We start from the raw sequence: 25,854 nt of genomic DNA, 5'->3' as shown, positions 1-25,854 counted from the left end.
GCATAGGTCCGCCACCGGCCGCAATGGTGCGGACCGAGAAATTCCGATTGTGCAGGTTGAGGAGTTGACGATCCGTGGGAGGCGTCAGGACGCCGTTCAGCCCCGTCCCACGTAGGGCATCGCCGTCGCGAGCACCGTCGCGAACTGCACGTTGGCCTCCAGCGGCAGCTCCGCCATGTGCCGCACCGTGCGGGCCACGTCGGCGACGTCCATCACCGGCTCGGGCGCGATCTCACCGTTCGCCTGCAACGCGCCCGTCCCCATCCGCGCCGTCATCTCCGTCGCCGCGTTGCCGATGTCGATCTGTCCGACGGCGATGCCGTAAGCCCGGCCGTCCAGCGAGAGGGACTTGGTCAGGCCGGTGAGGGCGTGCTTGGTCGCCGTGTACGGCGCGGACAGCGGACGCGGCGTGTGCGCCGAGACCGAGCCGTTGTTGATGATGCGGCCGCCCTGCGGGCGCTGCTCCTTCATCTGCCGGTACGCCGCCTGCGCGCACAGGAACGCCCCGTTGAGGTTGGTGTCCACGACGTGCCGCCAGGCGTCGTAGGGCAGGTCCTCGAACGGCACACCGCCCGGACCGAACGTGCCCGCGTTGTTGAACAGCAGGTCCAGCCGCCCGAACCGCTCGCGCACGGCGGCGAAGAGGTCTGTCACGTCCCGCGGGCGCGAGACGTCCGTCCGTACGGCGAGACTCGTGCCCTGCGGCGTCAGCGCGGCGGTCTCCTCCAGGGCTTCGACGCGCCGTCCCGCCAACGCCACCGACCAGCCCGCGCGCAGCAGTTCGCCGGCCACCGCCCGCCCGACGCCGGAGCCTGCGCCGGTCACCACCGCGATCCTCGTGTTCTTCGCGTCCATGGCCCCGCAGCGTACGGGAGACGCCCGGAAGCCCCTGGGGACCGCCCCCGTCGACGGCTGCGCCCTGCACCGCGGGTGAGCACGGGAAACGACCCGGCCCCGGCTCCCCCGTACGGAGGGAGTCGGGGCCGGCGGAGGACGGCTCAGCCGAAGGACGGTCCAGCCGAAGGACGGTCCAACCGGAGGACCGCTCAGCCGAAGGCCTTGACCGTGTTCCAGTTGTTTGCCAGGACGACCTTGACGGCCGGGTTGGTGTTGGTGCGGGAGGGGTTGTAGATGCGGGTGTAGCCGTCGGAGGCGAGGCGGGCCCAGATGTCGGGGATGCCGTCCTTGTTGACGTCGGGGATACCGATGGCGGTGGGCACGTTGGCGTCGGTCCAACTGGTGCCGTACGGCTCGTCCTTGCCGGTGCCGGAATCGGCGGCCACCTTGAGGGACGCCAGGTCGACGCTGCCGGCGACGGCGCCGGGCTTGCCGTGGCGGAGGGACATGGTGCCGTTGTCGAGGTTGCGCCACAGCAGGTCGGGCGTGTTGTCGCCGCTGATGTCGGCGACGTTGACGATGTCGCGGCGGGCCCAGGCGTCGGAGTTCATGAGGGTGGCCGTGTGGAAGGTGGCGCCGGTGTAGCCGGAGAGCGTCCAGAACTGGGCGCCGGACCGCAGGACGAGGTCGGGCAGCTTGTCGCCGGTGATGTCGCCGACGGCCTTGATCTGGGTCCAGGTCGAGGGCGCGGGCGCGTTCGCGGGCAGGCGGATGTCGATGCGCCGGGTGACGTCGAAGCTGCCGTAGCCGTCGCCGGGGTAGAGCCAGAAGTCGCCGGCGGGGGAGACCGCGAACAGGTCGGTCGAGCCGTCGCCGGGGTAGGTGTCCTGGTAGTGGGCGATCAGGGCAGCCTTGCCGGTGGCCGGGTCGAACCAGTGGCCCTGCGGGTCCGGCTGCCTGTCGGCGCCGTAGGAGGCGGCGAGGCAGTTGTACAGGTCGCCGTTCTCACCGCCGACGCAGGTGCGCAGGTTGCCCTCGGCGTTGACGATCAGCAGGTCGGGGATGTTGTCGCCGCCGGTGTCCATCCGGCCGTCGGCGTTGTCCCGCGGGGGCATGAAGAAGGTGTAGTCGGTGCGCTTGCTGGGGTTGCCGGTGGAGTCGTAGGCGTAGACCTGGAGGGTGTTGGGCCCGGCGTGGGCCGGGGCGAACGCGGGCAGGGTCGCCGTGCCGCCCGTGGCGGGCAGGTCGGCGGGGTTGTTGCCCTCGACGGACCAGCGGAACTTGGACGCGCCCTCGGAGGTGAAGGTGACGGCCCCGGTCGTGCCGAACTTGACCGACGCCCAGGTCTGCGCGTCGGGCGTGGCCTCGGGGAAGGTGTCGCTGTCCACGGTGGGCGGCGGCGGGCCGGAGCCGTCGACGGTGACGGTGCAGCGGTTGCCGCTGGTCGGGTAGTAGGCGGACACCGCGGTCGGGGAGTTGCTGTCCTCGGCGCGCACGTCCCAGTGGTAGACGCCCTTGTCGACGAGGGTGCTGGAGGCGATCGTCAGGCTGCCCTTGCCGCTGCTCAGGCTGGTGACGAGGGTGCCGGCCGGGGTGGCCGCGCCGTCCTTCCAGAACCGGAAGCGCAGGCCCTTGAGGTTTCCGTCCGGGTCGGTGGACTTCGCCGACAGGACCAGGTTGGTCTTGCCGACGGTGGCGCCGGCCGTGGTGGTGTTGCAGGTGCCGCCGGGGACGCTGGAGACGCTGGAGGGGGTGGCGGGCGGCCGGTTGTAGGCGACTTCGAGGGTGGCGCTGGTCGCCTGGAACTTGCGCCAGGTCTGGGTGTCGCTCTCGCTGGTGGCGCGCATGCCGAGGGTGAGGCTCGACGCGCCGCCGTCGGCGGCCTTCTGGGCGGCGGTCTTGACGTTGAACGCTTCGTATTCGTCGGGGCAGGAGCTGGAGGACCAGCCGTGTGCGAAGGACTTGCGCTGGATCTCGCTGGACCAGCTCGGCTGCTTGTTCCAGGTGGTGCCGGAGGAGATCGCGCCGGTCGTCCAGAGCTGGAACTCGCGGTCGGTGCAGGACCAGGAGTGGTTGTTGAGCACCTTGAAGGTGGCGCTGGTGATGGCCGCGCCCTTGAGGCCGGCGTCGTACTTCATCCGCCAGAACGAGCGGGCGGTGCCGCCGGTGTCGTTCTCGTGGCCGACGCGGGCGTCGGAGGTGCCGGAGGAGAAGTTGGTGCCGTTCCAGAAGCTGGTGTTGGGGTACGGCTTGTAGGCCACGGTCCACCCCGCCCAGCCGGTCTTGAGCGGCGGGTCGACGAACACCGGGTACTTCACGTCCGGGTCGGCGAACAGGCCGGTCTGTGCGGCGTGCAGGTCGAGGCGGGCGGCGCCGGTGCCGTCGCCGGCGAGCTGCATGGGCATCGGGGCGCTGTGCGCGCCGGGCTCGACGCCGCTCAGGCCGGACAGCTTCAGCACGTCGGCCGGCGTGGCGACCGAGGTGCGCGGCGTGCCTTGTCCCGCGTCGAGCTCGGGGTCGCGGCCGCTGGAGTCCCAGGCGAACGGCGTCGCGATGGAGCCGATCTCCTGGCCGGAGCCGTCCTGCACCGCGATGCGGCTGGCGCTCGCGTCGTGGCGGAAGACGGCCGTCTTCGAGCGCAGCCCGTAGGCCACGGTGGCCAGCGCCTTGCTCTGCGCGGCCTCCTTGTTCTTGACGATCAGGAGCTGGGCGAAGCCGCCCTCTTCCCGGGCGACCAGGAGCAGGTCGACGCCCGGCAGCACCTCGGAGTACAGGGCGCGAGGACCGTCGAGCACCGGCTCGGGCAGCGGACCGGGCCAGGTGTAGGCGACGGTGTGCCCGGCGACGTCCACCTCGGCCAGCACCGTCTCCTGCGCCTGCGGGCCGTCGGTCAGCGGCGAGCGCGCGAAGGAGCGGTCGGCGCGGTCGGCGCCCTTGCCGGGGGCGCCGCTGGAGAAGCGGACCGGCTGGGCGGGGTTGACCGGCTGGACGCCCAGGCCATGGGAGGCGTTCTGCACCCGCCGCAGCCGGTTGTCGATCGCCGCCCATGTGCCGTTCGCGGTCTTCGCCCGTGTCGCCGTGGCGGTGATCTTCATGCGCAGCCGGCCGTCCGGCTGCGCCCAGGTCTGGGAGGTGGCGGTGGTGGCGGTGTCGACGAGGACCGGCTTGCGGGTGCGCCGGGCCTCGGCCTGGGCGGCGCTCTCGTCGCGCGGGCCGAGGCCGGCCTGCCGGGCGTCGGACGCCTTGCGGGCATCAGGCGGTGAGGGATCGTCAGGGTGCCACCACGGCAACAGCGCGGCGGTGAGAGCGGCCAGTACGAGGCCGAGGGTGAGAGCCAGCCTGGTGCGCGTGCGCACGAAGGGGCTGAGGAAACGAGGCGGCGCGGACACGGCGGCGTCTACTCCCGTGTGGACCAGGCGGATAGGGACAGCACAAACAGCCCCGGTCGGCTGGCCGCGGGGCATGGGCGCGCACACCCTCACACGAACCGCGCAGCAAATCCACGTATAAGGATTTTATGAAGTCGTGATGATGTGATGGTGAGTGCTTGACCGGCACTTGACCGTGCAACCATTTGCGGCTTTCGATCACCGAAAGTGCGGTCAAAGGTGCGGGTAATCGCGATCTTGCCGACTTATCCCTTTAGGTGACGATCAGTCAACTCTCGTCCCGTGAGGCGGATCACATCACGCTCCGGGAGCCCCCGGTGACGGATCTTGAATGATGCGGGGGGCATGACAGAAGGTTTGGGACTCCTCTGTCGTTTTTTTTGCATGCTTTGGTGGGGTCGACGCGTATGCGTGCTAAAAGTCCGCCGTCGTGGCTGGGGCGGTCTCGCCCGGTCAGGACGGAGTCACAACGACGGCGCCGCCGGCAGAGCCGTGTGGCGACCGTCCTTCTTTTGTCCTCTGCCTTGCTGGTCAGCAGTCTGAGCGCGCAGGCGTGGGCGATACCGGGCCCCGGCATGACGCGTGAGGAGGTCAAGCTTCCCGAGCTGCCGGAGAGCACGGCGCTGCCGGCGGACGAGGAGGCGGAGAAGAACCTCACCACCGCGCCCGAGATCCCCATCGACCCGTATGCGCCGACCGCGGTGACGCCGTGGGCGGGGGACACGGGCGTCGCGACGCTGAAGGCGGACACCGCGCCCGGCACGACGGTTCCCGTCGAGGATCTGCCGATCGCGTTGGGCGTGCCCGAGGGCGGCGATCCGGCCGCGCTCGACGGCACGTGGAAGGTCGACCTGGCAGCGCCGAGCGCGTCGCAGGACGCGAACGTGTCCGGCATGATCATGAAGATCACGCCACCGGCCGATGTCGATCCGGCCGCGCAGATCGCGATCGACGTCGACACGACCGGCTTCGCCGACCTCTACGGCCCGCAGGCCGCCGAGCGCTTCGGTCTGGTGCTGCTGCCGAGCTGCGTCATGGACGCGCCGGACACAGGTGACTGCGCTCCGGACGCCGGTGTGACGACGATGTCGGGCACGACGGAGAAGCAGCCCCAGCGGCTGCGCAGCTCGGTCGAGGTCGTCCCCGCCAAGGAGGCGCCGACCAGGACGACCGCGGCGAAGAAGTCCGCGACCCGCAAGGTTCTCAGCGGCTCGGTTCCGGTCTCGGGTCTGCTGGGCGGGAACGCCGGCTCGACGACGTCCGGGGCCTCGGCGCGCACGGCGTCGTTCCGCGCCGGCGACGCGCTGCCGGCGGTGGACGCCTCCGGTCCGCAGGTGGTCGGTGCGATGGACACCGGGGCCTCGGCCTCCGGCGACTTCACCGCCTCGCCGCTGCTGTCGTCCGGGGCGTGGGCGGCGGGCTCGTCGTCGGGTGCGTTCACGTACTCCTATGACGTGCAGGTGCCGGAGACCGCCGGCGGTCTGATGCCGAAGGTGTCGCTGGGCTACTCGTCGCAGTCGGTCGACGGGCGCACGTCGGCGACGAACAACCAGGCTTCCTGGATCGGCGACGGCTGGGACTACAACCCGGGTTCGATCACCCGGACGTACGCCAACTGCCGTGAGGACTCCAAGAAGGAGGGCTCCAACAACAAGACGCACCGCACCGCGGATCTGTGCTGGGGCTCGGACAACGCGACGCTGTCGCTCGGCGGGATGACGACCGAGCTGGTCTGGGACAAGGACCGGGGCACCTGGCTGACGGCCAACGGGGACGGTTCGCGGATCCAGCGGGTGCAGGACGATTCGTCGGGCAACCGCGCGTACAACGGCGAGTACTGGATCGTCACGACGCGTGACGGGACGAAGTACCACTTCGGCAGGAACAGGCTGCCGGGCTGGAGCTCGGGTCAGTCGGTGACGAACTCGACGCTGACGGTGCCGGTGTACGGCAACCACGACGGCGAGGACTGCTACAAGGCGGGCGACTGGAAGGCGTCGGCCTGCACGCAGGGCTGGCGCTGGAACCTGGACTACGTCGAGGACGTCCACGGCAACGCGATGTCGTTGTGGTGGCAGAAGGCGCAGAACTACTACGCGCGCAACTTCGACTTCAAGAAGCCGGTGGCCTACGACCGCGACGGCTGGCTGGACCACATCGACTACGGTCAGCGCGCCGGCACCTTGTTCTCGGCGACCGCTCCGGCCTCCGTCCGGTTCAAGGTCGAGGAGCGCTGCCTGCCCGAGGGGGGTCTGGCGTGCTCGGACGCGAACTTCGAGGACAAGGACCCGGGCAAGTACCGCATCTGGTACGACACTCCGGCCGACCTGAACTGCAAGCAGGTCACCACGACGTACAAGACGAAGTGCTGGAACGCGGGTCCGTCGTTCTGGAGCCGTAAGCGTCTGACGGAGATCACCACCGAGGCGCAGCGCAAGACGTCGACCACCGCGCGTCAGCTGGTGGACAAGCACGCCCTCACGCAGAACTTCCCGGTCTTCAAGGCCGGTCCGAGCCCGAACACCGCTCTGTGGCTGGAGTCCGTCCGGCGCACCGGCTACGACCGCGACGGCAGGAGCGCCGCCCTCAACGCGGTGCGCTTCGAGTCCAACGCCGAGGACATGCCGAACCGGGTGATGCGTCCGAACGACCCGCGTCCGGGGTTCTCGCGGCCTCGGATCGGGCGTGTCATCAACGAGTACGGCGGCGAGACCGTCGTCACCTACAAGCCGGCCGCGGGCGACTGCGCCACCGGCACGGGCCTGCCGGGCAAGACGGACAAGGCGGGCCTGAAGGCCAACACCCGGCTGTGCTACCCGAGCTTCTGGTCTCCGGACCCGGAGGTCGAGGACATCGACTGGTTCCACAAGTACGTGGTGGACTCCATCGAGGAGCTGCCCAACGTCGACGGCGCGTTCGCGACGAAGACGGCGTACGAGTACAAGAACCCGGGCTGGAAGCTCGCCGACGGCGAGTTCACCAAGAAGTCCACTCGCACGTACTCGCAGTTCGCCGGGGTCGAGCAGACCACGGTGATCACGGGCGCGGACAACCCCGACATCAACTCCAAGCGCTCCAAGGCCGTCACCCGCTACTTCCGCGGCATGGGCGACACCGTGTCGATGAAGGACATCGCCGGGGTCGAGATCGCCAAGGACCGTGAGGCGTTCGCCGGCCGCATCGCCGAGGAACTCGACTACGACGAGGCGAACGCCGCCGACACCGACTGGGTCTCGCGCAGCGTCACCGTTCCGGTCGCCACCGAACTGGCCCACCGCAACCGCGACGACGGCCTGGACCCGCTGTACGCCTGGCGCGTCACCGAGCCCACCGAGATCGCGTACACCAAGTCCTCCGGCACCAACAGCGACGACACCCGCACCGAGCGGGTCGTCAGGACGAACACCACCTACGAGCCGACGTACGGTCTGCCCACCCTGGTGGAGTCGCTCGGCGACACCGGCAAGACCGGTGACGAGTCCTGCACCAGGTCCGAGTACGTCCACCAGACCGCCAAGAACCTCATCGGCCTGTCCAAGCAGGTCCTGGTCTCCCCGACCACCTGCGCGGCCGCCGACTTCGCCGACCTGTCCACGCTCACCGGCGGCACCCGGACCGCCTACGACGGGCAGGCCTACGGCGCCGCCCTGAGCTCCGGCGCCCTCGGCGAGGCCAGCGAGTCCTGGTCGCTCAACGGCGCCGGAACCGGCTGGCAGACCAACGGCACCACGGAGTTCGACGACGTAGGCCGGGTCACCCGGATGACCGACCGCGACTACAAGACCGCCGGCACCCTCACCTACAAGCCGGACTTCGGACAGGTCTTCCAGGTCGTCCAGTCCAACGCCGTCGGCCACACCGAGACGCGTGACGTCGAACCGGGCCGCGGCACGACCCTGAAGACGACCGACGCCAACAATCACGTGACGCAGGCCGAGTTCGACCCGCTGGGCCGGCTCCTGAAGGCCTGGGCGGCGGACCGGGTGCCCTCCGACTCGGCCGTGCCGGACTTCCGGGCCGTCTACACGATCCCGGAGTACAAGAAGGACGAGGACCGCAAGCCCTCGTACGTCACCACCTTCTCGCGCGGCTTCGACGACCGCATCGAGACCTCCGTCACCCTCTACGACGGCCTCGGCCGCGAGCGCCAGACGCAGGAGGAGGCGGACGGCGGCGGCCACCTCATCACCGACACGCTGTACAACAGCTCCGGTGAGGTGTGGCAGACCAACAACGCGTACCTGACCCACGAGGCCAAGCCGGGCGAGCTGTTCACCCCGGTCAGCGACACGGCCGTCCCGAACATCACGCGCTACTCCTACGACGGTTCCGGCCGTGTGCTGGAGGAGATGCCGGTCCTCAAGGTCGCGGACCCGCTGACCGGCGAGTCCAAGTCGGAGCCGGTCCCGGCGCGGGCCACCCGCTACGAGTACGGCCTGGACTGGTCCAAGGTCGACAACCCGCAGGGCACCTCCGACTACCGCGTCTACACCGACGCCCTCGGCCGCACCAAGCGGGTGGACACGTTCAACCCGGACGCGCCCGGCGGCTTCACGTCGATGAAGTACGACTACGACACGCGCGGCCAGATGGTGATGGCGTACCAGACCGTCGACAGCACGCACCCGTGGACGTGGACCTACGACAACCGCGGCCGTCAGACGACCGCCACCGACCCCGACACGGGCACCACGTCGACGTGGTACGACAAGTACGACCGCGTGCTCCACACCAAGAACGCCCGCGGCATCGACGTCTGGAACGACTACGACCTGCTGTCCCGGCCCACCGAACAGCACCTGAACACCGCGGACGGCCCGCTCCTGGCCGGCTTCACCTACGACCTGGCGCCCGGCGGCAAGGGCATGCCCTTCACCGCGACCCGCTACACCGACGACGAGGCGTACACCCAGCAGGTCGACGGCTACGGCAAGGACTACCAGCCGACCTCGACCACCCTGACCCTGCCGCAGTCCGTCAAGGACACCTGGGGCCTGGACACCTCCTACAAGTACTCCTACAAGTACAGCGACGACGGAGTGCTGGAGGAGTCGACGCTGCCGAAGGCCGGCAGGTTCGCCGAGGAGAAGCTCGTCGTCCGCTACAACAAGGACGGCAAGCCGCTCTCCATCTCCGGCAAGGACTGGTACGGCTCGGAGACGGTCTACGACCCCTACGGCCAGGTGCTGCGCTCCACGCTGGGCGCCCAGCCCTACCGGGTCTGGACGCAGAACACGTTCGACGAGTCCAGCGGCGAGCTCAAGCAGCAGTCGGTCTTCCGCGAGAAGCACGGGGACACCTCCCTGGTCGGCCAGAACCCGAACAACCCCTGGCTGGTCTCCGACCGGTCGTACACCTACGACCCGTCCGGCAACGTCACCTCCGTCAAGGAGGGCTCTCTCGGCATCGAGGAGCGGCAGTGCTTCGCCTATGACCCGCTGGGCCAGCTGAAGTCGGCCTGGACCTCCAAGGACCAGAGCGCCTGCACCGCGCCGAAGAACAGCGACGGCACGCTCAACGTCGCCGCCGGCAAGGACAACTCCGGCTACTGGCAGGAGTACGAGTACGACCTGCTCGGCAACCGCAAGAAGCTGACCGAGAAGGACCTCACCGGCGCCGCCGCCAAGGACGCCACGACCACCTACGCCTACGGCAAGGCCGACAGCACCCAGCCGCACACGCTGACCAAGGTGTCGAAGACCTACACCACGCCGGCCGGCGCACAGGTCAAGGCGGAGGCGGAGCGTCTGTACGAGCTCACCGGCGAGACCAAGACCGTCACCTCCGTCGAGAACGGCGACAAGCAGTCGCTGTCCTGGACCTACGACGGCCAGGTCGACCGCATCACCGGCCAGGGCGCCGGCGGCAAGACCCCGTACGTGGGCCTCGCCGACAAGTGCCTCGACCTCAAGGGCGGCGTCGCGGTCGCCGCGACGGCGATCCAGCTGTACCCCTGCAACGCGTCAGAGGCACAGAACTGGCGCTTCACCCCCACCCCGGGCACGACACAGACCGACCGCGACCGGGGCACGCTGGGCGTCTACGACAACTGGTGCGTTCAGCCGGCCGCCAACACGGCCGGGTCCGCGGTCCAGGTGCAGAAGTGCAACGGCTCGGCCGCCCAGGAGCTCAAGCGGAACGCCTCCGGCCAGCTCATCCACGCCGCGTCGAACCTGTGCCTGGCGGTGCAGGGCGCGAACTCGGCGACCTCCACCCCGATCGTGCTGGCCGCCTGCGACGCCGCCAAGGCCGAGCAGCAGTGGACGCCGCAGAACGACACCCGTCACATCTACGGCCCCGACGGCGCCCGCCTGCTGACGATCAAGGGCAAGCAGGCCACGCTGCATCTGGGCGAGACCGAGATCACCGTCCAGAAGGGCGGCGTCCTGGTCAACACCCAGCGCACCTACTCCGCCCCGGGTGGAGCGGTCATGCGCTACGCCTACGGCAACGGCGCCGAGAACCTGGTCGCGCTGACGACCGACCACCAGGGCAGCACCTACGCCGAGATCGCCATGAGCGGCGAGATGCCCGTGCGGATCCGCAAGCAGGACCCGTTCGGCAACCAGCGCGGCGCCGGCACGGCCGGCGTCAACCTGCAGACCCACGCCGGATTCCTCGGCGCCACCGAGGACGACGCCTCCGGCTACCAGCCGCTGGGCGCCCGCCTCTACGACCCGGTGGTCGGACGCTTCCTGTCCGCCGACCCGGTCCTGGACCTCAACGACGTCCTGCAGTCCAACGGCTATGCCTACGCGCACAACAACCCGGTGACGATGTCCGACCCGACGGGTCTGGCCATCTCGCTGTCCGCCTCCGAGCGGGCCGCGGCACTGGCGGGCGCGGGTCTGTCGGCGGCGCAGGTCGCCCAGGCCCAGTCGATGATGGGCAAGTCCCTGACCTCGGTGATCCTGGCCGTGGCGTGGGAGACGCTGAAGGACTTCATCGGCATCAACGACGCGATGGCGTGCTTCGGCGGTGACATGTGGTCCTGTGTCAGCATCGCCGTCGACGCGATCCCGTGGACGAAGCTCGGCAAGATCCCGTCCGTCATCAAGGCGGTCAACCGCACGATCAAGGCGATCGAGTCGTTCAGAGCGGCGAAGAAGGCCGCCGAGCTCGTCCTGAAGGCGGCGAAGGCCGCCGAGGCCGCGGCGCTGAGAGCGAAGAAACTCGCGATCGAGCGAGCCAAGAAACTGGCGGCGCAGAGAGCGAAGAAGAAAGCCGCCGAAGCAGCCAAACGAACAGCCGACAGAGCGGCGGCCGCAGCCAAGAAGACCGGCAACCGAGTTCAGAAGCAGGCCCAGTCCAAGGCAGCCCCGAAGGTCTCGTCCCACGGCGGCGGCGGCGGAAAGGGCGGCGGAGCCAAGGCGGGCGGCTCCAAGCCCGGCGGCTCGGCCGGCGGCTCCTCCAAGAGCAACGGCGGCTCCAGCGGCAGCGGCGGCTCGGGCAAGGCCGACGGCGGGGACGGGGATCGCACGCTCAATCTGGGCGCCGGCGACAATCCGATGCCTGACGCCACCAACGTGGACCTCAATCCGGGCCACCCCGACGTCATGCAGGCCGACGCCACCAATCTGCCGTTCGACGACGGAACGTTCAGTACCGTTCATGCCGTCAACCCGTACGGGTTCAACCCGGTGAACGCGGAGACCGCGCGCGTCATGCAGAGAGGCGGGACGTTGATCGTGTCGGCCGCGAGGGCGAACAAGTTCAGAAAGGCCAGCGAGGAAGCCATCAGGGAAGCAGGTTTCGAACTGGTCGAACGCGGAACCGGGATCCATCCTGAGCACATGTTCGGAACGATGAGGCGTGCCGACGGCGGGGCCATCGATCCGATCCAGACTCCCTATGAGTGGCGCGTCTACCGAAGGTTGTGACAGTGAAGGTCGAGGACGTCATGGACTTCCTTGTCGAGCACCGGGCTGCGAACGTGACTCCCGGGTTCGTCTCCGAGCAGCTGCTCTCCATGTCGTGGATCATCGACGCCGCTGACGTGGCGCAGATCATCGAGGTGGGGAGGCGGTGGCTGAAGTCGGACGATCAGTTCCGGGCGGCCGTCGCGATCGGCCTGGAGAGCGAGACGTACCTGGCCGACTCGTGGGAGGAGATCAGTGAGCTGGCGGAACCTCTCAAGGAGAAGTTCCCCTCGATGGCGGCTGACGTCGATGCCTGGATGGCGAGAGCCGAACCCGCCTACGAGAGGCTGAGAACGGGGTCCTTCTTCGAGCAGGGGCCCCAGGACGCCTAGCCGTCTGAGTACAGCGCTGCCCATCGGATCAATTCCGGTGGGCAGCGCCCGTTGTGCGCGGACTCAGCCCCCGGTCGGGCGGCCGGGCGTCTCCCCAGGCCGTGTCCCCGGCTGCCTTGCAGCAGCGGCGGCTGAGGCTCCAAGCCCGGCGGCTCCTCCAAGAGCAACGGCGGCTCCAGCGGCAGCGGCGGCTCGGGCAGGGCCGAAGGCGGTTCCGGTGGAGGCGAGAGCGGCGGGACGTGCAGCAGTTTCGTTCCCGGCACCAAGATCCTCATGGCCGAGGGCGCCACCAAGCCGATCGAGAAGGTCAAGACCGGCGACACCACGCTAGGTTCTCGCTCGGACGCCCTTCTCCTACAGCCACGAGGGCCAGCACAAGATTGGCTACTGCGATCCCGCGTCCAAGGTGTTCATCGCCAAAACCATCGATGGAAACATCAATACGGTGATAGCCAACGTCGGGAGGGACTACATTGCACGTATTCAGGGAGGCGGTCACAGATGACGGATTTGAAAGTCACCTTTGACGCGAAGGCGGATGCGGCCTACGTGTACCTCGGCGATCCGCAGGCTCATTCGCAGGTGGCGCGCACGTACCTGTGTGATCCCGTCGAAGCGGGCATGATCAACCTCGACTTCGACGACGAGGGACGCCTTTTGGGCGTCGAGGTGCTGGGCGCAGTCTCCAAGCTCTCCCGCCACCTGCTCGACAGCGCTGAGCGACTGGACACCTGACACCGCTTGCAGACACTCGAAGGGGCTCCGAGCGGTACACCGCTCGGAGCCTCTTTCGCGACCCTGATCACCTGCCCCGGATGGGATCTACCGGTGCTCCGGAACACATGCCCCTGATCAGGTCGTCAGATTGCGGGCGGTTGCGGCGGGGGCTGCGATCCAGTAATGAATACGCGCAAGGCGTTCATCGATCAGTGAGAAGGAACGGCTTCATGGGCAAGGAATCCACCCCTGGCGGTGCTGATGCACTGGCGAGTGCCCGTACCGGGGATGTCGTACTGATCACGTGCCCTTCCCGTGAGGCTGTGGTGGCGGATATCTCTGCTCAGTACGTCTCCGTTCGATGGCCTTGGAACCAGATCGACCCGGAATCGATGATGCAGTGGAACGGGTTGCGGGCCATTCCTCTCGCTCCTGACGCTCGGGACTGGAGCGATGAGCCGTTCCAGGTGACTACGCCTCCCAGTTCGCTTCATCGGGGAGGGGTGTGTGAAGTCGGAATCCCGGACACGGTCGCCTACGTGGTTCACGTGGCCCAATTCTCAGAACCTCTGGACGTTGGCTGGTTCCCCCGTCCGAATGCGTACGTTTCTCTCGTCGCTCACGGCGTGAAGATTTTTCCGGACATGGAAGAAATCGGGTTCACTCTGGATCCCGACGGGGAAGAGCCGATCGAGTCACAATTGATCTGCCGTCCGTATGCTTTTCTGGAGGACGGTGATGAAGTGGCTGACAGTGAGGGGCGCATGTGGAAATATCGTGCACCGTGGAACTGGACGCCGTTCGACAACGGCCCCGGCGCGTTCCCTGTCTGGCCGCTGCACTTGGCCTGCCGCAATGGCGAGGAAAACCCTGACGCAAGTGCGAACGTCGCGCACGCGACCAGGTCCGGGGGCCACGGCAGGGAGATTGCCCGTTGGCTCGAGTGCGCAGGGCTTGCCGAGGTGCCGCGACTTCCACCGGCGGTGTTCGGCGAAGACTTTCCGGGTTGAGGCCGAATGATCAGTGAGCCGGCGGAACCTCTCAAGTTCCCTCGACGGCGGCCGACTTGGATGCCTGATGGGCGAGAGCCGAACCCGCCTACGAGAGGCTGAGAACGGGGTCCTTCTTCGAGTAGGGGGTTCAGGACTCCCAGCCGGGTCAGTCGCCGGCCGGCGGCCAGGCGTCCCCCCAGTCGGCGTCCCGGGCGGCCCGGTAGAGGTCCCCGTGCCGCTTCGTCACCGTCGTGCGGCTCAGCCGCTCCTCGGGCTCGCACAGGTCGAGGAGGACCTGGCCCTTGCGGATCTGGGGGCGGCGGACGACACGGGAGGGGGCGGGGGAGACGGGGAAGCGGGCGGCGGCGACGTAGCTGAACTTCTCGTCCTCGTAGGGGAGGGAGCCGCCCTTGACCTGGCGGTGCAGGGAGGAGCGGCTGACCCGGGCCGAGAAGTGGCACCAGTCCGTGCCGGGGACGATCGGGCAGGCCGCGCTGTGCGGGCAGGGGGCGGCCACCCGGAAACCGGCGCCGATCAGCCGGTCGCGGGCCTCGATCACGCGGGCGTAGCCGTCGGGGGTGCCCGGTTCGACGATCACCACGGCCTGCGCGGCCGACGCGGCGGCGTCCACGAGGGTGGCGCGGTCGGCGGCGGGCAGCTCGTTGAGGACGTAGGAGACGGTGACCAGGTCCGCCGGGTCCAGGGCGAGCGCCGAGCCGATCCGGGCGCGCTGCCAACGGGCTTCCGCCAGCGCCGGGTTGGCGGCGGCGATCTCACGGCCGAGGGCCAGTGCGGGCTCAGCCCAGTCGAGGACGGTCACCGGGCGCGTGCCGTCCCAGACCGCGCTCACCGCCCAGGTCGCGGCGCCGGTGCCGCCGCCGACGTCCACATGGCTGCCCGGCGTCCACCTCGGGACCGCGTCCGCGAACGCCTCCAGCGCCGAGCACACCGCCTCGAAGGTCGCCGGCATCCGGTACGCGGCGTAGGCCGCCACGTCCGCGCGGTCGCGCAGGATCGGCGCGTCGGTGGGGGTGGCGCCCCGGTAGCTGGCGATGAGGCGGTCGACGGCCTGCGCGGCCTGCCGGGGCGGCAGCCCGTCGAGGAGCTCCGCGAGGGCGGTGCGGAGGGTTTCGGCGGCGGGGGCGGAGACGTTCACCCGGCGATTATGGGGCACCGGTGCTGGTGCCGCCCTCTTCGGGGGCTGCCGCCCCCGGACCCCCGCTTCGGCCCTGAAAGGGCCTCGTCCTCAAGCGCCGGACAGGCTGACATTGCCCGGCCCGGCGCCGTACAGCATGCCCGAGGCACCTCTACCGCACCGCCATCGCCATCCGCGTCCCCGCCAGCGCCCGCGGCGAGCTGTCCGGCGTCCGGCGCACCGGGTGCACCGTGTTCGCCAGCAGCACCACGAACGTGTCCGTCGCCGGGTCCAGCACCAGCGACGTCCCTGTGAACCCGGTGTGCCCGGCCGCGCCGTCGCCCGCCAGCTCTCCCATGAACCACGGCTGGTCCACCGCGAACCCCAGCCCCGGCGGCGTCAGCAGCAGCTCCACGAAGTCGGGGCCGAGGATGCGGGCGGTGCCGTACGAGCCGCCCGCGAGCAGCGTCCGGCAGAACACCGCCAGGTCGTCGCCGGTGGAGAACAGCCCCGCGTGACCGGCCACCCCGCCCAGCGCCCACGCGTTCTCGTCGTGCACCACGCCCCGCAGCATCCCCCGGTCCGCCTTCGCCCACGGCCGTCGCTGGTCCTCGGTGGCCGCCGCGCCGGGGCGGGGGCCGAACCCGGTGGCCGTCATCCCCAGCGGACGGGTGATCCCCTCCTGCACGAGGACGTCGAGCGTGCGGCCGGTCAGCCGCTCCAGGAGCTGCTGGAGCAGCAGCATGTTCAGGTCGGAGTACAGGTACTCGCCGGGCTCGCCGGCCGGAGCCTCCGCGCGCAGCAGCGCCATCCGCTCCGCGTCGCCGGCGCAGTCGTACAAGGGCAGTTCGGGCCGCAGCCCGGAGGTGTGGGTGAGCAGCTGGCGGACGGTGACACCGTGCTCGGCTGCACCGCGGAAGTCCGGCAGATAGGCGCCGACGAGCGCGTCGATGCCGAGGGTGCCGCGCTCGATCTGCTGTACCGCCGCGACCGCCGTGAACAGCTTGGTGAGGGACGCCAGGTCGAAGGGCGTGTCCACGGTCATCGGCACCCGCTCCCCGGCGGGCAGCTCCACGCCCGCGTCGGCGGCCGGATCGTACGCCGAGTACCGCACCGCCCAGCCCGCGGCCTCCCGCACCGCGACCACCGGGCCGCGCCCGGCGACCACCACGGCGCCCGGCGCCCACGGGTGGTCCCCGGCGGTGAGGTCCACGACGTCGCGGACGAGCAGCCGTGTCCCCTCGGGGTCGAGGCCGGCCCGTTCCGGTGTGTCGACGCGCAGTCTCGGTGTGCTCAGCTCTCCTCCTCCGCTCGTGCATGCCAGGGACGGCACAACGCCGTGAAACAGGCCGCCGCCACCAGCACGGCCGTCAACTGGACGACGGCCATCGGGACGGCGGTGTGCTCGCCGGCGATGCCGACGAGCGGGGAGGCGATCGCGCCTATGAGGAAGGACGACGTGCCCAGCAGCGCCGAGGCGGAACCGGCGGAGTGCCGCACGCGCAGCAGGGCGAGCGTCTGGGCGTTCGGCAGGGTGACGCCCATCGCGGACATCAGCACGAACAGCGCGACGGCCACCGGGGCCAGCCCGACCTCGCCGAAGACACCGGTCGTCAGGAGCAGCAGGGCGGCCGCGGCCACCGTCACCGTCGCCAGCCCGACGGCCAGCACCCGGTCCAGCCGCACGCGGCCCACCAGCAGCTTGCCGTTGACCTGGCCGATCAGCACCAGCCCGACCGAGTTCGCGCCGAACAGCAGACCGAACGTCTGCGGGGAGGCGCCGTAGATCTCCTGGATCACGAAGGGCGAGGCGGAGATGTAGGCGAACAGCGCGGCGAAGGTGAAACCGCCGGTGAGGAGGTAGCCCGTGAAGGGCGGGTCGGACAGGAGCCGGCGCATCGACCGCAGCGCCTCGCCGACCCCGCCCACGTGCCGCTCGGCGGCGGGCAGCGTCTCCGGCAGCCTGGTCCACACCACCGCGGCCAGCAGCAGCCCCACCGCCGCGAGCAGCACGAACACCCCCCGCCAGTCCGTGCCCCGCAGGATCTGCGCGCCGATCAGCGGGGCCACCACCGGGGCGACCCCGGAGATCAGCATCAGGGTGGAGAAGAAGCGGGCCATCGCCACGCCGTCGTACAGATCACGCACCACGGCCCGCGCGATCACGATCCCGGCCGCGCCCGCGAGCCCCTGCACCAGCCGGAACCCGACCAGCGCCTCCACCGTCGGCGCCAGCGCGCACAGCACGGTCGCCACGACGTACACCGTGAGCCCCGCGAGCAGCGGACGCCGGCGCCCCCACCGGTCGCTCATCGGCCCCACCACCAGCTGCCCCAGCGCCATGCCGGCCAGGCACGCCGTCAGCGTGAGCTGCACGGTCGAGGCGGACGCGTGCAGCGAGCGGGTGACCCCCGGCAGCGCCGGGAGGTACATGTCCATCGACAGCGGCGGAGTGGCCGTCAGACCGCCGAGGACGAGAGTGACGAGCAGTCCGGTCCGGCGTCGCTCCCGCACCGACGGCGCGACGGCCGTGTCCGGCGCCCGGTGCAGGGCCCCACCCTCCGGCATACGGTCGCCCCTCCCTCTCCGACGTCTCGGCCACCTATGCTCTCAGCTCGAACACACTGCTGGGACGGCACGAGGGCGGGACGCGGTATGACGACGGACACGGTGCGGTGGGGCATCCTGGCGACCGGCGGGATCGCCGCCGCGTTCACGGCGGACCTGATCGACCTGCCCGACGCCGAGGTCGTGGCCGTCGCCTCACGCACCGAGGCCTCCGCCAAGGCGTTCGCCGACCGGTTCGGCATCCCCCGCGCCTACGGCGACTGGTCCGCCCTCGCCGCCGACGAGGACATCGACGTCGTCTACGTCGCCACCCCGCACGCCGCCCACCGCGTCGCCGCCGGACTCTGCCTCGAGGCGGGCCGGAACGTGCTGTGCGAGAAGGCGTTCACGCTGAACGTGCGCGAGGCCGAGGAGCTCGTGGGCCTGGCCCGGTCGGGCGGCCGCTTCCTCATGGAGGCCATGTGGATGTACTGCAACCCGGTCGTCCGCCGCCTCAAGGCCCTCGTGGACGACGGCGCGATCGGCGACGTCCGCACCGTGCAGGCCGACTTCGGCCTCGAGGGCCCGTTCCCGCCCTCGCACCGGCTGCGCGACCCGGCCCAGGGCGGCGGCGCGCTCCTCGACCTCGGCGTCTACCCGGTCTCCTTCGCCCACCTGCTGCTCGGCGAGCCGTCGGGCATCGCAGCCCGGGCGGTCCTGTCCGCTGAGGGCGTGGACCTCCAGACGGCGCTGGCCCTGTCCTGGGACTCCGGTGCGCTCGCCGCACTGCACTGTTCCGTCTCCGGCGGCACCGGCACCACCGCCTCCGTGACGGGCTCGCGCGGCCGTATCGACATCCCGGCCGGCTTCTTCCACCCCGACCGGATCGTCCTGCACCGCGCCGGGCACGACCCCGAGGAGTTCGCCGCCGACCCGGCCGACGGACCCCGCACCACGTTCCGCCACGAGGCCCGCGAGGTCATGCGCGCCCTGCGGGCGGGCGAGACCGAGTCCCCGCTGGTCCCGCTCGACGGCAGCCTCGCCGTCATGCGGACCCTGGACGCCGTCCGGGAGCAGATCGGCGTGCGCTACCCCGGCGAGGACGTCTGACGGCTCCCGAACCCGGCCGACCGCTCCCGGGACGGGCCAGGGCTCCCGAGCCGGCCGACGGCCCCGGCCCCGGCCGACGGCCCCGACCGCTACCGAGACGGAGCGTCTCACCCGCTTGGTACCGTCGGAGCCATGGTCACCCAGTCCGGAAAGCCGGCCCCCGACACCGCCCGCCGCAGCGAACGGTCACGGCGTGCGATCTACGAAGCCGCCCTCGCCCTCGTCGTGGAGGTCGGCTATCCGAGGACCACCATCGAGGGCATCGCCGCCCGGGCCGGCGTCGGCAAGCAGACCATCTACCGCTGGTGGGGGTCGAAGGCCGCCGTCCTGCTGGAGGCGTTCCTCGACCTCGGCGAACAGGCCGCGCGGGACGCGGGGGCGGCGGAGCACGAGCCGTACGCCATCCCCGACACCGGGGACCTCGCCGCCGACCTCAAGGCAGTGCTGCGGGCCACCGTCGACCAGCTCACGGACCCCAGGTTCGAGGCGCCCTCCCGGGCCCTGGCCGCCGAGGGAGTGGTCGACGAACAGGTGGGCCGCGAGTTCACGGCGAAGCTCCTGGAGCCGTCCCTCCAGCTCTACGCGGACCGGCTGCGCGCCGCCCAGGAGGCCGGTCAGGTCCGCGCCGACGTCGACCTGCGCATCGCCCTCGAGTTCTTCGTCTCGCCGCTCGCCCAGCGCTGGCTGCAGCACACCGGCCCGATCTCCCACGAGTACACCGACACCCTCGTCGACTACGCCCTGCACGGCCTCGCTCCACGGTGAGCGAGCACCACATGGGTCACTCTGGCCCCACGCGTCCCACCTGCCCCGATTCACGGCTCCGGCCCCCCGATGCGCAGGATGGTGGGACCATGAGGCATGCTGTCCGCACCACAGCGAGGCGAGGGGACAGATGAGCGCGGAGTTCGGCGGCCGGACCGGCCTGTGGGGCAAACTGTCGGAGTGGCTGCGCACGAGCGGCCCGACGGAAGCCGCAGGCGAAGGCGGCCGTGAGGCTCTGCTGCTGGCCGCCGCCGGAGCGGGTCTCCCGCTCGCGCCCGCCGCGCATCCGGCCCCCGGCTACGGCTGTTCCTGCGACCGGGTCGGCTGTCCGACCCCCGCCCGGCACCCGGTGTCGTTCGCCTGGCAGACGCAGTCCACCACCGACCGCGCCCAGATCGAGCGCTGGGCCCGGCACCAGCCGCAGGCCAACTTCATCACCGCCACCGGCATGACGCACGACGTCCTCGACGTGCCCCTGGACGCCGGCCGCGCGGCCCTCGAGCGGCTGCTGGACGCGGGCGTCGACGTCGGCCCGGTCGCCGTCGTCGACGACGGACGGCTGCTCTTCTTCACCCTCACCCGCGGCACCCCCGAGGACGAGGACGAGTGGTGGCCCTGCGAGCTGGACTGCCACCCCGAGACCATGGACGAGCACCCCGGCCTGCGCTGGCACTGCCGGGGCTCCTACGTCCTGGTGCCGCCGGCCCGGCTCCCCGGCGACGACGGCCGGAGCGTGCACTGGCTGCGCGGCCCCGAGCACCCGCTGCCCGACCCGCTGACGCTTCTGGAGATCCTCACCGACGCGTGCGCCCGCCACGCCGGCGAGACCCCGGACCACAGCGCCGGCGCCTGGCCCGTTCACCGCTGAGCGCCCGGGCCACGGGCCCGTCGCCGGGCCCGCCCCACCCGTCCGCGGCCGTGCGGCGGCGCGTCATTCGCCCTTGGCGGCCGTCAGCCCCTCGAGCCGGCTGAGCAGCGACACCTTTCCCCCGGCGGAGCCCTTCGCGGGGGCCAGCGCGACCTCGTTGGCGACGAACTCCATCGTCAGCGACTGCTTGATCTCACCCGTCGTCAGCGCCCGCACGCTCTGGTTCGGGGTGGGCACTGCGGCGCCCGCCGCGGCCGTCTGCTTCACGTAGTGGTGCGTGCTGAAGAACACCACCGCCCCGCCGTCCGCGGTGCGCAGCGCCAGCGGCGCGTAGTCGCCCTCGGTGAGCCGCTCGTCGATGTACTGCGTCGCGAGCCCCGGCCGGCTGGCGTTCTTCGCTCGTGTGGCGCGCAGCGCGCTGGTGTAAGCGCCGTCCGCGAACGGGCCTTTGCCGTTCTGCAGGTACGCCGTGTAGTCCTGGCTCAGTCTCCCGGGCGTGAGCGTCAGCCGGGAGGTGTCGGCGGGCACCGCCTGCGCCCAGCCGTCCTCGTCCTTCGCGAACTTCGGCAGCGAGCCCGGCGCCACCAGCGTCAGGTACGTCGCCTGCCACGGCTGCGACAGCGCGTCGCGGGTGAACACCAGCAGCCAGCGCGCGTCGCCGCCCTTGTTGCCCTTGGCGTCGGCGACGAACCAGCGCGGCCAGCCGGCCTTCTCGGGGATCGTGTACGACACGTCCGACAGCACCAGCGGCTTGTGCTGGGGGTTGCCGTTCGGGTTGTTGACGCGTCCCGCCTTCAGGCGCGCCGCGTCGATGGCCCGGAGGGCGCCGGTGGTGTACTCGGCGTCCAGAGAGGCGTCGTACGCCGCGTCCGCCTTGTTGTACGCGGACGTGAACCGGTCGACCGCCTGCGCGGCCTCCTTCGCCGTGGCGCCCGGGAGCACCTCGCGCTCCCCGTGGACCACCACGCAGCCGCTCGCCAGGAGCGACACGGCGGTGAGCGAGGCCGCGGTCAGCGCGTACCGGTCACGCCTTCGGAGCCTGCGCCTGCTCGGAACCCCGGTCCTCAGGCTGCGTTCCCTGCTCATCAGGTGACTTCACCCTCCCCTTCCCGGAGGCGAACCCTACCGGGGCGAGGAAGAGCGCGAGCGTCGGGATCAGGTAGAGCAGCCACACCGTGACCTGGACGACCGTCGGATCGGGCTGGAAGTTGAACACGCCCTTCAGCAGCGTCCCGTACCAGCTGTCGGGCGGGATCGTGTCGCTGACGTCGAAGGCCTTGTCCGTCAGACCCGGTACCCAGTCCGCCTCCTGGAGGTCGTGGACGCCGTACGCGAGGACGCCGGCGGCCACCACGACGAGCATGCCGCCCGTCCAGGTGAAGAACTTCGCCAGGTTGATCCGCAGCGCTCCGCGGTAGAACAGCCAGCCGAGCAGGACGGCCGTCGCGAGGCCCAGCGCCGCGCCGATCAGCGGGCGCGGGGTGCCGTCGCCGGCCGCGTGGACGGACGTCCACACGAACAGGGCCGTCTCCAGGCCCTCCCGGCCGACCGCGAGGAACGCGGTGGCGACCAGCGCGCCGGTGCCCATGGCGAGGGCCGCGTCCAACTTGTCGTGCAGTTCCGCCTTCAGGTGCCGGGCGGTGCGCCGCATCCAGAACACCATCCATGTCACCAGCGCGACCGCGACGATCGACAGGGAGCCGCCGAGCGCCTCCTGCGCCTTGAACGTCAGCTCCTGCGAGCCGAATTCGAGGAAGCAGCCGAAGGCCATCGCGATGAGCACCGCGACGGCGATGCCCGCCCACACCGGCTTCAGGGCGTCCCGGCGGCCGGTCTTGACGAGGTAGGCGATGAGGATGCAGACGACGAGGCTGGCCTCCAGGCCCTCGCGCAGTCCGATCAGGTAGTTGGAGAACACGGACTACGCCTCCTTGGAGAACAGCGTCCGGCCCCACCAGTCGTCCTTGTCGCGGACGCCCGGCGGGACGGCGAAGACGGCCGAACCCACGTGCTGGATGTACTCGTTGAGCGCGTCGGTCGCCAGGTGGCGCTGGATGCGGACGAATCCGTTGCTCACGTCGCGCATGTAGGCGAGGAAGAACAGCCCCGCCTCCAGCCGGCCCAGACCGTCGGTGCCGTCGGTGAAGGAGTAGCCGCGGCGCAGGATCGTCGACCCCTGGTTGGAGTCGGGGTGCGCGAGCCGGACGTGCGCGTCGGGCTTCATCGCCTTCAGGAACGGCTCGTCGTGTTCCTTCGCCTTGCCGACCGGGGCGCCTTCGCCCTTGTCCCGGCCGAAGATGTCCTCCTGCTCCTGCAGCGAGGTGCGGTCCCAGGTCTCGATGTGCATCCGGATGCGCCGGGCGACGAGGTAGGAGCCGCCCGTCATCCAGTCGGGACCGTCCTTCTCGCCGACCCACACGAACTTCTTCAGCCGGTCGGTCTCGGTGCCCGCGATGTTGCGGGTGCCGTCCTTGAAGCCCATCAGGTTGCGCGGGGTCTGCGCGTCGGGCGTGGTGGAGGAGGTCTTGCCGAAGCCGAGCTGCGACCAGCGGATGACGACCTTGCCCATGCCGATCCGGGCCAGGTTGCGGATCGCGTGCACGGCGACCTGCGGATCGTCCGCGCAGGCCTGGACGCACAGGTCGCCGTTGCTGCGGGCCGCGTCGAGCGCGTCCCCGGCGAAGGCGGGCAGGTCGACGAGTGCGTCCGGTCGCCGGGCGGCGAGGTCGAACTTCGTGAACAGGGAGGGCCCGAAGCCGACCGTCAGGGTCAGCCGGGACGGCTTGAGGCCCAGCGCCTCGCCGGTGTCGTCCGGCGGCGCCTCGGGAAGGCCGCCGAACGCGCCCTCGCCGACCGCCTTCCCGGCCGTCATCCGGCGGGCCGCCTCGGTCCAGTCCTTCAGCAACTGGACGAACTCGGCGCGGTCCGTGGTCGTCACGTCGAACGCGGCGAAGTGCAGCCGGTCCTGCACGGGCGTGGCGATGCCCGCCTGGTACGCGCCGTGGAAGTCGACCGCGGCGCCCGCGTCGGCGGCCACCGGGTCCACGTCGTTGCCGGTGCGGGTCATCGCGACCGCGCCGCCCGCCGCGGCGGCGCCGAGCGCGAGCCCGGCACCGCCCCAGCCGATCAGCGAGCGTCGCGTCGGGCTGGCGCCCTTGATGTCCGACTCCGTCATGTCCTGGCCCCTCGGATGCTGTTCGGTTACTTGGCGACGGCGGCGGCGAGCTTCGACAGGGGCTCCGCGAGCGCGTTGACCCCGTCCGACAGCTTCTTGCGGTCGGCGGCGCCGACCTTGTCGTACGAGGTGAACTCGTAGGACGTGGCGTTCGGCCGGTAGGCGTCCAGCAGCGCGTTCAGCGCGGCGAACTGCTTGTCCAGCGCGGTGACCAGGGCCGGGTCGTTCTCCTGGGCGACCGGCTTCAGCAGCTCGTACGACTTCTGCGCGCCCTCGACGTTGGCCTTGAAGTCGACGAGGTCGGTGTGCGAGTAGCGCTCCTCCTCGCCGGTGACCTTGCCGGTGGCGACCTCGTCGAGGAGCTCCTTGGCGCCGTTGGCCATGGAGGTCGGCGTGATCTCGGCCTTGCCGACCCGCTTCTGCCAGTCGGTCAGGTCGGTGACCAGCTGGTCGGCGAGGGTCTTCTCCTCGGCGCCGATCTTCTTGTCCTGCCAGAGGGCCTTCTCCAGCCGGTGCCAGCCGGTCCACTTCTGGCCGGCCTCCAGGCCGTCGGCGCGGACGTCGACCTTCGGGTCGATGTCGCCGAAGGACTCCGCGACCGGCTCCGTGCGCTCCCAGCCGATGCGGGAGGGCGCGTAGGCCGTCTTCGCGGCCTCGAGGTTGCCCGCCTTGACCGCCGCGACGAAGGTCGCGACCTTCGGCAGCGTCTCGTCGGCCTGGGCCTGCGCGTAGGAGCGGTAGGCGGCCACCGCCTTGTCCAGACGGGGATCGCGCTTGGCCGCGGAGCCGCCCGTGACCTTGAGGGCCTGGCGGATGCCGTCGCCCTTCATGCCCGGCTTGCAGGCGATCTCGTAGGTGCCGGCCTTCACCTCGGCGGTGACCCGCTGCTTGGTGCCGGGGCCGATGTTCTCGCGCTCGCTGACGACCCGGTCGTCGGGGAAGAGGACGTAGACCTCGGTGACCTTGGAGCCCTTGTTCTCGATGGCGAGCTCGACGTGGCCGGCGGAGATCTCCTTCTTGGAGGTCTCGCACTTGGAGTCGGTGGCGGTGACCGCGATGACCCGCTCGCCGTCCTCGTCCCCGCTTTTCGAGGTGCAGGCCGTGACGGCGGTCAGGGCCGTCGCCATGGCGACGGCGGTGACGACGGAGAGTCGGGCGGCTCGCATTCGGGCTCCCAGCGGTGGCTGAAAAATCACGTGACAGGGCTCACACGGATTGGTGAGGCTCGCCTAACTTATCCAAGGCTTACCTGCGTAATACCCGTCCGGGCCGTGATTCAGCTCTCATAGACACTGTAAGAGCACGAGGTGATCACGGAGCATCAAAAGGGACGTAAAGAGCAAGTCAAAGGAGATTCAAAGATTCCGTTTCCGGGGCCGTGGAGATCGCCGTGCGCCGCCGCCGGCAGTGCTTCAATTCCCCGGTGACTGATTACGACGTGCTCCGCGTCTTCTGCGCGCCGAACGGCGGCTACGGCAACGAACTGGGCGTGGTGCGCGAAGGCTCGGTGCTTCCCGAGCGTGCGGACCGGCAGGAGCTCGCGGCCAAACTCGGCTTCAGCGAGACCGTGTTCGTCGACGACCCCGAACGCGGCGTCATCGACATCTACACGCCCACCACGCGGCTGCCGTTCGCCGGCCACCCGTGCGTGGGCGTCGGCTGGCTGCTCGACGTGCCCGAGCTCGTCACGCCCGCCGGGGTCGTCGGCACCCGTCTCGACGGGGAGTTCACCTGGATCGAGGCCCGCGCCGAGTGGGCTCCGCCGCGCACCCTGCGCCAGTACGCCACCGCCGCCGAGGTCGACGACCTGCCGATACCGCCGAAGGGCGAGTGGATCTACGCATGGGCCTGGGAGGACGAGCCCGCGGGCCGGATCCGCGCCCGCGCCTTCCCCGGCCGTGACGACGGCATCGAGGAGGACGAGGCGACGGGCGCCGCGGCGCTGCTGCTCACCGAGCGCCTCGGCAGGGCCCTGAACATCACCCAGGGTGCGGGCTCCCAGATCCTCACGGCCCCCCAGCCGTACGGCTGGGTGGAGATCGGCGGGCGGGTGTTCCTCGAGCGTTGA

Annotated in this window: 17 protein-coding genes; 8 read left to right on the top strand and 9 right to left on the bottom strand. The window is 70.5% G+C overall.

The genetic code is table 11. The features are described 5' to 3' along the window. Positions 1-96: 96 nt before the first annotated feature. Positions 97-855, bottom strand: a complete 759-nt coding sequence (locus ACN6LD_RS12755; RefSeq protein WP_319191295.1) for an SDR family oxidoreductase — start codon at positions 853-855, stop codon at positions 97-99. 191 nt (positions 856-1,046) lie between these two features. Then, positions 1,047-4,226, bottom strand: coding sequence for a DNRLRE domain-containing protein (locus ACN6LD_RS12750; RefSeq protein ID WP_445043188.1), 3,180 nt, complete (start codon positions 4,224-4,226; stop codon positions 1,047-1,049). A gap of 575 nt (positions 4,227-4,801) precedes the next feature. On the opposite strand from ACN6LD_RS12750, the gene ACN6LD_RS12745 reads away from it, so the two are divergent. From ACN6LD_RS12745 to ACN6LD_RS12730, 4 genes are all read left to right on the top strand, one after another. Next, the gene (locus ACN6LD_RS12745) at positions 4,802-12,106 is read left to right on the top strand and encodes a ricin-type beta-trefoil lectin domain protein (RefSeq protein ID WP_445043221.1); all 7,305 of its coding nucleotides are present in this window, start codon (positions 4,802-4,804) and stop codon (positions 12,104-12,106) included. A 2-nt stretch (positions 12,107-12,108) separates the two neighbouring features. Further along, positions 12,109-12,477: a hypothetical protein gene (locus tag ACN6LD_RS12740; protein ID WP_319191291.1), complete on the top strand. Its 369-nt coding sequence runs from the start codon at positions 12,109-12,111 to the stop codon at positions 12,475-12,477. Positions 12,478-12,978: 501 nt separating this feature from the next. Continuing rightward, positions 12,979-13,212, top strand: coding sequence for a DUF2283 domain-containing protein (locus ACN6LD_RS12735; RefSeq protein ID WP_319191290.1), 234 nt, complete (start codon positions 12,979-12,981; stop codon positions 13,210-13,212). 212 nt (positions 13,213-13,424) lie between these two features. Next, a complete protein-coding gene (locus ACN6LD_RS12730) occupies positions 13,425-14,204 on the top strand; it encodes a hypothetical protein (RefSeq protein ID WP_445043187.1) in 780 nt (259 codons plus the stop codon). A 148-nt stretch (positions 14,205-14,352) separates the two neighbouring features. On the opposite strand, the gene ACN6LD_RS12725 is transcribed toward ACN6LD_RS12730, so the two are convergent. The 3 genes from ACN6LD_RS12725 to ACN6LD_RS12715 all read right to left on the bottom strand — a co-directional run bounded on the left by ACN6LD_RS12725 (position 14,353) and on the right by ACN6LD_RS12715 (position 17,889). Beyond that, complete coding sequence (locus tag ACN6LD_RS12725; RefSeq protein WP_445043186.1) at positions 14,353-15,342, bottom strand: small ribosomal subunit Rsm22 family protein; 990 nt, start codon at positions 15,340-15,342, stop codon at positions 14,353-14,355. A 151-nt stretch (positions 15,343-15,493) separates the two neighbouring features. Beyond that, positions 15,494-16,654: a serine hydrolase domain-containing protein gene (locus tag ACN6LD_RS12720; RefSeq protein WP_445043185.1), complete on the bottom strand. Its 1,161-nt coding sequence runs from the start codon at positions 16,652-16,654 to the stop codon at positions 15,494-15,496. Continuing rightward, positions 16,615-17,889, bottom strand: a complete 1,275-nt coding sequence (locus ACN6LD_RS12715; RefSeq protein WP_445043184.1) for a multidrug effflux MFS transporter — start codon at positions 17,887-17,889, stop codon at positions 16,615-16,617. Before ACN6LD_RS12715 ends, ACN6LD_RS12720 begins: the two co-directional genes overlap by 40 nt. Before the next feature lie 87 nt (positions 17,890-17,976). On the opposite strand from ACN6LD_RS12715, the gene ACN6LD_RS12710 reads away from it, so the two are divergent. From ACN6LD_RS12710 to ACN6LD_RS12700, 3 genes are all read left to right on the top strand, one after another. Beyond that, positions 17,977-18,978 carry a Gfo/Idh/MocA family protein gene (locus tag ACN6LD_RS12710; RefSeq protein WP_319191283.1) on the top strand — a complete coding sequence of 334 codons (1,002 nt, stop codon included), beginning with the start codon at positions 17,977-17,979 and terminating at the stop codon, positions 18,976-18,978. 132 nt (positions 18,979-19,110) lie between these two features. Then, positions 19,111-19,743, top strand: a complete 633-nt coding sequence (locus tag ACN6LD_RS12705) for a TetR/AcrR family transcriptional regulator (protein WP_319191281.1) — start codon at positions 19,111-19,113, stop codon at positions 19,741-19,743. A 130-nt stretch (positions 19,744-19,873) separates the two neighbouring features. Beyond that, positions 19,874-20,611: a bifunctional DNA primase/polymerase gene (locus tag ACN6LD_RS12700; protein WP_319191280.1), complete on the top strand. Its 738-nt coding sequence runs from the start codon at positions 19,874-19,876 to the stop codon at positions 20,609-20,611. Positions 20,612-20,674: 63 nt separating this feature from the next. Here ACN6LD_RS12700 and ACN6LD_RS12695 read toward each other — a convergent pair whose 3' ends face one another. Genes ACN6LD_RS12695 through efeO form a run of 4 tightly spaced genes read right to left on the bottom strand, consistent with a single transcriptional unit; the run spans position 20,675 to position 24,952 of the window. After that, entirely contained in the window at positions 20,675-21,697 is a 1,023-nt protein-coding gene (locus ACN6LD_RS12695) for a hypothetical protein (RefSeq protein WP_319191278.1), read from the bottom strand. Continuing rightward, positions 21,636-22,529: an iron uptake transporter permease EfeU gene (gene efeU / locus ACN6LD_RS12690; protein WP_445043183.1), complete on the bottom strand. Its 894-nt coding sequence runs from the start codon at positions 22,527-22,529 to the stop codon at positions 21,636-21,638. Before efeU ends, ACN6LD_RS12695 begins: the two co-directional genes overlap by 62 nt. Positions 22,530-22,532: 3 nt before the next feature. Further along, on the bottom strand, positions 22,533-23,786 hold the full coding sequence (gene efeB / locus ACN6LD_RS12685) for an iron uptake transporter deferrochelatase/peroxidase subunit (protein ID WP_445043182.1): 1,254 nt from the start codon (positions 23,784-23,786) through the stop codon (positions 22,533-22,535). Between the two features lie 26 nt (positions 23,787-23,812). After that, a complete protein-coding gene (gene efeO, locus ACN6LD_RS12680) occupies positions 23,813-24,952 on the bottom strand; it encodes an iron uptake system protein EfeO (RefSeq protein WP_319191272.1) in 1,140 nt (379 codons plus the stop codon). Positions 24,953-25,209: 257 nt separating this feature from the next. On the opposite strand from efeO, the gene ACN6LD_RS12675 reads away from it, so the two are divergent. After that, entirely contained in the window at positions 25,210-25,854 is a 645-nt protein-coding gene (locus ACN6LD_RS12675; RefSeq protein WP_319191271.1) for a PhzF family phenazine biosynthesis protein, read from the top strand.

The sequence above is a fragment of the Streptomyces sp. SAS_272 genome, from assembly GCF_052543235.1.
Note: the sequence above shows the minus strand (reverse complement) of the source record. Positions and strands in the feature narration are given on the sequence as shown.

Bases quoted from the DNA above. Each gene is read 5' to 3' on its own strand.
- ACN6LD_RS12695 (WP_319191278.1), bottom strand. From the start codon at position 21,697: ATGAGCAGGGAACGCAGCCTGAGGACCGGGGTTCCGAGCAGGCGCAGG.
- ACN6LD_RS12705 (WP_319191281.1), top strand. From the start codon at position 19,111: ATGGTCACCCAGTCCGGAAAGCCGGCCCCCGACACCGCCCGCCGCAGC.
- ACN6LD_RS12755 (WP_319191295.1), bottom strand. From the start codon at position 855: ATGGACGCGAAGAACACGAGGATCGCGGTGGTGACCGGCGCAGGCTCC.
- efeO (WP_319191272.1), bottom strand. From the start codon at position 24,952: ATGCGAGCCGCCCGACTCTCCGTCGTCACCGCCGTCGCCATGGCGACG.
- ACN6LD_RS12730 (WP_445043187.1), top strand. From the start codon at position 13,425: ATGGGCAAGGAATCCACCCCTGGCGGTGCTGATGCACTGGCGAGTGCC.
- ACN6LD_RS12715 (WP_445043184.1), bottom strand. From the start codon at position 17,889: ATGCCGGAGGGTGGGGCCCTGCACCGGGCGCCGGACACGGCCGTCGCG.
- ACN6LD_RS12700 (WP_319191280.1), top strand. From the start codon at position 19,874: ATGAGCGCGGAGTTCGGCGGCCGGACCGGCCTGTGGGGCAAACTGTCG.
- efeB (WP_445043182.1), bottom strand. From the start codon at position 23,786: ATGACGGAGTCGGACATCAAGGGCGCCAGCCCGACGCGACGCTCGCTG.
- ACN6LD_RS12745 (WP_445043221.1), top strand. From the start codon at position 4,802: ATGACGCGTGAGGAGGTCAAGCTTCCCGAGCTGCCGGAGAGCACGGCG.
- ACN6LD_RS12710 (WP_319191283.1), top strand. From the start codon at position 17,977: ATGACGACGGACACGGTGCGGTGGGGCATCCTGGCGACCGGCGGGATC.
- ACN6LD_RS12735 (WP_319191290.1), top strand. From the start codon at position 12,979: ATGACGGATTTGAAAGTCACCTTTGACGCGAAGGCGGATGCGGCCTAC.